This window comes from Acinetobacter sp. (assembly GCF_036659555.1).
Taxonomy (GTDB): Bacteria; Pseudomonadota; Gammaproteobacteria; order Pseudomonadales; family Moraxellaceae; genus Acinetobacter.
Genome location: NZ_JAVXCI010000127.1, coordinates 1 through 3,500, shown reverse-complemented (window position 1 = coordinate 3,500; position 3,500 = coordinate 1). Strand labels below are relative to the sequence as shown.

At 53.3% G+C, this 3,500-nt stretch carries 5 protein-coding genes; 2 read left to right on the top strand and 3 right to left on the bottom strand.

Translation table 11 applies throughout. The features are described 5' to 3' along the window. The 3 genes from RSA72_RS13460 to RSA72_RS13450 all read right to left on the bottom strand — a co-directional run. A partial coding sequence (locus tag RSA72_RS13460; RefSeq protein ID WP_332633331.1) for a TonB-dependent siderophore receptor occupies window positions 1-1,188 on the bottom strand: 1,188 nt, incomplete at its 3' end. Between the two features lie 161 nt (window positions 1,189-1,349). Further along, entirely contained in the window at window positions 1,350-2,306 is a 957-nt protein-coding gene (locus RSA72_RS13455) for a FecR family protein (RefSeq protein ID WP_332624080.1), read from the bottom strand. A 26-nt stretch (window positions 2,307-2,332) separates the two neighbouring features. Further along, window positions 2,333-2,842 carry a sigma-70 family RNA polymerase sigma factor gene (locus RSA72_RS13450; RefSeq protein WP_332624081.1) on the bottom strand — a complete coding sequence of 170 codons (510 nt, stop codon included), beginning with the start codon at window positions 2,840-2,842 and terminating at the stop codon, window positions 2,333-2,335. 211 nt (window positions 2,843-3,053) lie between these two features. Here RSA72_RS13450 and RSA72_RS13445 point away from each other — a divergent pair, with 211 nt between their 5' ends. Together RSA72_RS13445 and RSA72_RS13440 are read left to right on the top strand one after the other, a co-directional pair. Continuing rightward, entirely contained in the window at window positions 3,054-3,365 is a 312-nt protein-coding gene (locus RSA72_RS13445; RefSeq protein WP_332624082.1) for a hypothetical protein, read from the top strand. After that, on the top strand, window positions 3,362-3,500 hold a 139-nt coding region (locus RSA72_RS13440), incomplete at its 3' end, for a PepSY-associated TM helix domain-containing protein (RefSeq protein WP_332633337.1). The genes RSA72_RS13445 and RSA72_RS13440, both read left to right, overlap by 4 nt.

Sequence of the window (3,500 nt, the reverse complement as noted above, 5' to 3'; positions counted from 1 at the left end):
TTCTCTTTCCATCCAGCTCCACGGCGCGCCCATTGTGGTGCTGCGGGAAAATCCAATATCTGCGCCATCCTGCCAGCGGGGCAGGCTGGCATTGAAGGCCTCCGTTCGGTCTTTTTGGTAGCTGGCGCCTGTAAACAGGCGGGTTTGCGGCGTTAAGTCAAAATTCAGCGCGCCATACAGCATTTCACGGCGGTTATGCGTCGGCTTGTAGAAAAAGTCCTGATCCTGAAGCACGGCCGCTGCGCGCCCCTGAATGGTCTGATTGGCGTTTAAGGCGCCGGTTGCATCCAGTTCAGCCCGGTAGTTATTCCAGCTGCCTGCCGACAGCGTGGCCTGATAGGCAGCATCCGCCTGCGGGCGCTTATGGCTGAGGTTGATTACCCCTCCGGCCTCACCGGCGCCAAAGAGGCCGTCGGCGCCGCGCAGCAGCTCAACAGCTTCATACTGCGCCATGTCCGCGCTGCTGTTCCGGTCCTGAATATCGGAGACGCCGCCGCCGTCGTAGCGGATGTTCTTAATCGTCAAGCCGCGTGAAGTATAGTTGTTCTTCAGCCACTGCTGTTCCCGGGTAACGCCTGTGGTCTGCTGCATGACATCATCCAGCGTTTTCAGGCCCTGCTGGTCCATGCGCTCGCGCGAGATGACCGTGACAGACTGCGGCACTTCTTTTAAGTTCTGCGCGGTCTTGCCTACATGCGTCTGCTGCGCGGAGGATGCAGTTACAGAGATGGTCGGCAGCTGCACTGCATTTGATGGAGCGCCGGACGCAGCGCTGCCCGCTGGCTTTGGAACTTGCGCGTGAATGGTTTCCAGTTTCACGACTTGCGTTTGGCTGCCGGCAGCAGCGGCTTGCGGCTGAATGCTGTATCCGCCATTGGCCAGCTTGACCGCTTTCAGCGGATGAGGCAGCAGCAGCAGGGATAAGGCCTGTTCGGCCGAATAGCTGCCGCTTAAGCCTGCGCTGGAAGCTTTGGACAGCGCCTTGGCGTCATAGCTGATGGTGGCGCCTGTTTGAATTGCCAGCTGCTTAAGCGCCTGATCGAGCGGGCTTTTTGCAATAGAAATGCTGTGCGCGCCGGCCGCGGCGAAAGCGGGAGCTGCAGTCAAGCCGGCAGCGGCCAGCGGCAGCCCGCAAAGCGCTGCCCGGACAGCAATTGCCGCAGCATGTTTTGTTCGGTATTCCTTCATGAGCTTTCTCATATGAGCGTTATTTCTGTATAGGTCGTGCGGCCGTCAAAAAAAGCTCACTTTTTTATCTATTTTTTCTTTTTTTGCTGTGGAGGATGCGGAAAATAAGCCGCATTAAATTGCGGGCAGGCCTTTGGGGCAATGGCTAAAACCGCTGGCGTTTATTTTTTATGCACCTGCAGCAGGTAGGGGCTGTAGTAGCTGAGCTGGAGCTGATGGCTGAATGCCAAGGCCTCAAGGCTTTGCGGTATGTCTGACAGTGAAAAGACTCCGGAAACTGGAATATCCTGAAGATCCTTATCTAGCATATAAGTGCCTTTCTGATAGCGGTACAGTTCATGCAGCACTTTTTTCAGCGGCCAGTTTTCCGCAACCAGCAAATGCTGCGTCCAATACGGGCGCTCATTTGTCAGCGCTATCGGCTTGGAAATGCGGCTGCTGTCAAAAACCGCGCGGTGGCCCTGATGGATAATCCGGCTTTGCGCCTGATGACGCGGATGGATGGCCACCGCATGCTGATAAACATTTACTTTGGCTCTGCTTTCATCATCCTGAAGCACCGTAAACTGCGTGCCGAGCGCTTCCAGGCTGCCGTATTGCGTTTCTACAAAAAAAGGGCGCTTGCGCTGATCTTTGGCGGTTTCAATATAGACTTCGCCTTCAATCAGCTCAACTTCCCGCAGGCTTTCTGTAAAGCGCACATTGGCATAGCTGCCGCTGGCCAAAATCAGCTTGGAGCCGTCCTGCAGGGCATAGCTTCTGACTTCCCCGACGCCAGTCTGATAGTCCGCCTGCCATTTCTGCCATGGCAGGCAGTAAACCGCCAAGCCGGCGGCCAGCAGCCCGCACAGGCTGAACAGCAGGTTTTTCTGCAGCAGGGAATTGAATTTCCGCTTTGAATCCGCAAATGCGCTGGGCTGGAAATTTGAGGGTAGCGCAGAGATGCCAGCGGTTAATTGTCCCGCCTGCTGAATTGCTTGGGCGTGCTCAGGCCTGGCGTTTTTCCATTGCTCAAACTGCCGCCGCTGTTCATCGGTCACTTCGCCGGAATGCAGGGTCACCAGCCAATCGGCGGCCTGATCTAAGATCTGTTCAGCAATTTTTTCTGGGGCGGGCATAGAATTTGAAAAGAAGCGGTTTAATTTTAGCCATTATAAAGGCTTATGCAGGTAAGAAAAGCCAGTTTCATGTCTCTTTTCACCGTGGCTTCAGAGATATTCAATTGCTCGCTGATAGCGCGGTAGGTGAGGCCGTCCAGCTGCGACAGCAGAAAAACCTGAGTCGCCCGCTGCGGCAGCTTTTCCAGCACCTGATGCACTTGATGCAGGGTTTCCCGGATGCAGATTTCATGTTCCGCCGACGGGTAAAACTCTTTAGGAAGATGCGCCAAAGCCTCTAAATACAGGCGCTCGATTTGCTGATGGCGCCAGTGGTCAATCATCACATGCTTGGCGATGCCCAGCAGCCATGCTTTCGGCTCTTTAATCTGCTCAAAGCTGTAATTGCTTTTCAGGGCGCGGCAAAAAACTTCCTGACTTAAGTCTTCAGACTGATGATGGTGCTGGAGTTTATGCTTAAACCAGGACAGTAAAGCGCTTTGGTGGCTTTGATAGACATGGCCGAACCATAACTGCTTTTGTACATTCAAATTCATAGAAAAGCCTGAAGGCGGACAGCAGAAAGCCTCAAATCCGGGGGAGGTATGAGCGCTTCTTAAGTAAAAATTAATATTAATGATAATCATTATTAAATGCAATAAGTATTGTTACAAACTGCAGCATTAAATATTGAGCTGTTTTTGCGTTTCATCCGTCTTAGTTATAAATGCCCGCTAAAGGATCTGCGAGTGAGCAGTGAATAGACGAATGAAGCCTTTAATTTTCCAATTTAATGACCAGCAGGGCTACCGTTTCAGGGTGCTGCTGCGTATTTTGCTTGCCTCTTTGGGCGGCTTTTGCATAGCCAACTTAACCGTGCCGGTGGTTGGCCTGATGTTTCCAGAGCAGCTGGCGCTTGCGGTATACGCTGGTCTTCAGCTGAGTTTTGTGGTGTGGCTGGTTTTTATTCTGGCCATATTCAGCATTAAAAGCGTGCTGCATGCGTTCTGCCTGACTTTAGGCTGCATTGCGGGCCTAGGCCTGCTGGCGGTATTGCTCAAGCCGTGGGGCACGCTATGAAGGAAGGCTTCCGCCAATGCATGGCTTGGCTGCATACCTGGACTGGCTTGGTGGTTGGCTGGGTGCTGTTCTTTGTATTTTTAACCGGAACAGCAGGCTATGTGCAGATTGAACTGACGCGCTGGATGCAGCCGG

Excerpts from the sequence above, each read along its gene's own strand:
- RSA72_RS13455 (WP_332624080.1), bottom strand. The coding sequence starts at position 2,306 with ATGCCCGCCCCAGAAAAAATTGCTGAACAGATCTTAGATCAGGCCGCC.
- RSA72_RS13450 (WP_332624081.1), bottom strand. The coding sequence starts at position 2,842 with ATGAATTTGAATGTACAAAAGCAGTTATGGTTCGGCCATGTCTATCAA.
- RSA72_RS13445 (WP_332624082.1), top strand. The coding sequence starts at position 3,054 with ATGAAGCCTTTAATTTTCCAATTTAATGACCAGCAGGGCTACCGTTTC.